Raw genomic sequence first — 609 nt, 5'->3', positions numbered from 1 at the left:
TGGGGTGAAGTCGTAACAAGGTAACCGTAGGGGAACCTGCGGTTGGATCACCTCCTTACCTTAAAGAACCTGCCTTTGTAGTGCTCACACAGATTGTCTGATGAAAAACAGCAGTAAAAAACCTCTACAGGCTTGTAGCTCAGGTGGTTAGAGCGCACCCCTGATAAGGGTGAGGTCGGTGGTTCAAGTCCACTCAGGCCTACCAAATTTTCCCTGATACTGCGTTGCGGCAACGCTCACATACTGATGTATGCGTCGCGTTACCACGCCTTGTCTCAGGAAAAATTACCGGTACAGAGGTTTGCAAACGATGGGGCTATAGCTCAGCTGGGAGAGCGCCTGCTTTGCACGCAGGAGGTCTGCGGTTCGATCCCGCATAGCTCCACCATCTTTTACTGCGAACACAAGAAAACTTCAGAGTGAACCTGAAAAGGTGCACTGCGAAGTTTTGCTCTTTAAAAATCTGGATCAAGCTGAAAATTGAAACGACACATCTTTAATGGTGTGTTCGAGTCTCTCAAATTTTCGCAATCAGAAGTGAAACATCTTCGGGTTGTGAGGTTAAGCGACTAAGCGTACACGGTGGATGCCCTGGCAGTCAGAGGCGAT

The 609-nt window shown here is 48.8% G+C and carries 2 tRNA genes and 1 rRNA gene; all 3 read left to right on the top strand.

Annotated elements, in window-relative coordinates:
• Positions 1 to 58 (top strand): 16S ribosomal RNA (locus tag ACOTX3_RS26145); the annotation flags it as partial.
• A gap of 70 nt (positions 59 to 128) precedes the next feature.
• Positions 129 to 205: transfer RNA gene (locus ACOTX3_RS26140), tRNA-Ile, on the top strand.
• 107 nt (positions 206 to 312) lie between these two features.
• Positions 313 to 388, top strand: a tRNA-Ala gene (locus tag ACOTX3_RS26135).
• Positions 389 to 609: the final 221 nt, after the last annotated feature.

The sequence above is a fragment of the Enterobacter cloacae complex sp. IR5384 genome, from assembly GCF_049237265.1.
GTDB lineage: Bacteria > Pseudomonadota > Gammaproteobacteria > Enterobacterales > Enterobacteriaceae > Enterobacter > Enterobacter cloacae.
Note: the sequence above shows the minus strand (reverse complement) of the source record. Positions and strands in the feature narration are given on the sequence as shown.